The sequence below is a fragment of the Siminovitchia thermophila genome (genome assembly GCF_016909185.1).
GTDB classification, from domain to species: domain Bacteria; phylum Bacillota; class Bacilli; order Bacillales; family Bacillaceae_C; genus Siminovitchia; species Siminovitchia thermophila.
Genome location: NZ_JAFBFH010000074.1, coordinates 1 through 2,401 on the forward strand (window position 1 = coordinate 1; position 2,401 = coordinate 2,401).

Sequence of the window (2,401 nt, forward strand, 5' to 3'; positions counted from 1 at the left end):
TATGAAAATGACCATCTCCTCATCAGATTACACTCCATTTCCAGTAAATTTTTGGGAATTCAGGAATTTACTCGTTTGGAATGCCGAGAGTATATAAAATTCATTTTGGACTGCAGTAGCAGTCCTTTTTTGTTGTTTCCAGCACTTAAAAACCAATCTGCTTTCATTGGTTTCCGATTACCAGGACATGAAACAGCTTAAAAAAGAGTATACTTATAGTGAAAACAATGATAATCATTGACAAAACGTCATATCAATTAGTACACTAATTATAAGGATTATAAAAAGAGAATCAATTTCTTATAAGAAAAGAGGTGCATGGCGATGTCAGAACACCAGTTAAAAGAGGCAATTGATACGTTGAAAAAAACAGGGGTCCGGATTACACCTCAACGTCATGCGATTTTAGAATACCTGATTCAGTCAATGTCTCATCCGACTGCTGACGATATTTATAAATCTCTTGAAAGTAAATTTCCAAATATGAGTGTTGCTACTGTTTATAACAATTTGCGGGTTTTCAAGGAAGTCGGGCTCGTTAAAGAACTTACTTATGGTGATGCATCCAGCCGCTTTGACTTTGTAACAACGGATCATTACCATATCATATGTGAAAAATGCGAAAAAATTGTTGATTTCCATTATCCCGGTCTTGATGAAGTAGAACAGCTTGCTGCACATGTAACGGGTTTTGAAGTTGGGACCCATCGAATGGAAATTTACGGAGTCTGTCCCGAGTGCCAAAATCGACAAAACCACTAAAAAGATCGCCGTATAAAAGCAGGCGATCTTTTTCATTTATTTATTTCTTTTTCGATTATAATTTTCATCGAACTCTTTTCCTTCAAGTTCAGGGTCAAGTGTGAGCGGCTCACGGCAATGCATGCACATATCTACCCGTCCAAGAACCTTTGTCGCTTTATCGCAATTTGGGCATATTACCTGAACAGCTTTTGTGGAAAGCATTCCAATCCAGAAATAGACCACTGTACTACCAATAATGGCCAATAAGCCCAACAACATAAATAATGTCATGAGGATCGGCTGCTTTTGAAAGAAAATGCCTACATACATAATGATGAATCCGATAAAAATTAAACTTAACGCAAAACTGCGGATTTTGTTTATTTTACTTGAATATTTTTTTGCCATATTACCAGCCCTCCCAAAAATACACTATACCATAAAAAAGGCCTAGCAAAGTGTATATAATTGAAAAAAGCAGGAAAATCACATCAAATCGTCGAAACAATTACGAAATCAATTTTTATTTGGAGGAATGATAATGGAGGATATCCTGCGGCCATTATTTGAACAATATGCTTCCAAATCCACCACATTAGGAATAATAATGATTGAAAAAGAAGACAGATTATTGACGGCCATGGATATGTTTGATGTAATAGTGATAGTCGTTGAAGTCTGGCAGGATAAGCTGGAAGTAATTAAGCACTACAACTTCCAGGAAAAGAAAATTGCTTTTTACATTATTGATGAAAAGCGGCTACAAGAATGGACGCTGCCCGGTTCACAGCTAAAGTTGATAGATATATGGCATGAAGGGCATATATTATTTGACCGTGACCGTTATATGGAGTGCTTGAAAAATGATTTGCACAGCTTAATGACGAAAAAGCGAAAACTAACGATTGGGCTGGAATTTGCCGAATTAATCAAAAGCTTTACAGAAGGAAAAAGTTTTTTCAAGAAAGATCAATTTTTTCATGCTTTTCATCATGCGGTATATGCGCTTTATCGACTGGGAAAGATAGCTGTTATAGAGAGCGGGCTGTTACCGGATTCGGCCGTTTGGAGACAGATCAAGCAAATTGAACCAGAAATTTTAAAGTTGTATGAGGAGCTGGTTCTTGGGAACGAATCGATTGATAAAAGGCTAGAGCTGTTATATTTGGCAAGTGAATTTTTAATATACTCGAAAACTCCTTTAGGAACAGAACACTTATTGGGAGTTATGCAAGAGAAGCCTCTCTGGAGATTTGAAGAAATTGTCCAACATCCCCAAACAAAACACTACGGAGCAAACTTAAGCATTCTGTTTGACTACTTAATTGAAAGAAGTGTTATTGTCCCGGTCCAAGTGGAAACGGACTTAAAGGGGATCTATGAACGCTGTTATCAAACTGGATAGATGTTTTTTAAAATTTGTTGTTGACATAAAAAACGTTGTTTGATATATTAGTAGTCGTCGCTGATAAACAGCCGACAAAAAACGAATTAAAAAACATGTTGACATAATGATGTTCAATATGTTAATATATAAAAGTCGCCTATAAAGCGGCAAGCGAAAGTTTGATCTTTGAAAACTGAACGAAACGAAACGTCAATCAATAATTGATTAGTCAGCTTTAATTATGAGCTAACCAAACTTTTACATGAGAGT

The 2,401-nt window shown here is 36.2% G+C and carries 4 protein-coding genes; 3 read left to right on the plus strand and 1 reads right to left on the minus strand.

All coding sequences use genetic code 11. The features are described from left to right. A partial coding sequence (locus JOC94_RS22515) for a hypothetical protein (protein ID WP_205180424.1) occupies positions 1 to 201 on the plus strand: 201 nt, incomplete at its 5' end. Positions 202 to 324: 123 nt separating this feature from the next. Next, the gene (gene perR, locus JOC94_RS22520; protein WP_139345531.1) at positions 325 to 762 is read left to right on the plus strand and encodes a peroxide-responsive transcriptional repressor PerR; all 438 of its coding nucleotides are present in this window, start codon (positions 325 to 327) and stop codon (positions 760 to 762) included. 36 nt (positions 763 to 798) lie between these two features. Here the strand turns inward: perR and JOC94_RS22525 are convergent, their stop codons facing one another. Beyond that, positions 799 to 1,152 (minus strand): YgzB family protein, encoded by a 354-nt coding sequence (locus JOC94_RS22525; RefSeq protein WP_077109560.1) that lies wholly within the window; start codon positions 1,150 to 1,152, stop codon positions 799 to 801. 133 nt (positions 1,153 to 1,285) lie between these two features. Between JOC94_RS22525 and JOC94_RS22530 the strand changes: the two genes are divergently transcribed. After that, the gene (locus JOC94_RS22530; RefSeq protein WP_077109561.1) at positions 1,286 to 2,149 is read left to right on the plus strand and encodes a nucleotidyltransferase-like protein; all 864 of its coding nucleotides are present in this window, start codon (positions 1,286 to 1,288) and stop codon (positions 2,147 to 2,149) included. The last annotated feature ends 252 nt before the right edge of the window (positions 2,150 to 2,401 follow it).

Coding starts and splice junctions, on each gene's coding strand:
- perR (WP_139345531.1), top strand. CDS start 325: ATGTCAGAACACCAGTTAAAAGAGGCAATTGATACGTTGAAAAAAACA.
- JOC94_RS22525 (WP_077109560.1), bottom strand. CDS start 1,152: ATGGCAAAAAAATATTCAAGTAAAATAAACAAAATCCGCAGTTTTGCG.
- JOC94_RS22530 (WP_077109561.1), top strand. CDS start 1,286: ATGGAGGATATCCTGCGGCCATTATTTGAACAATATGCTTCCAAATCC.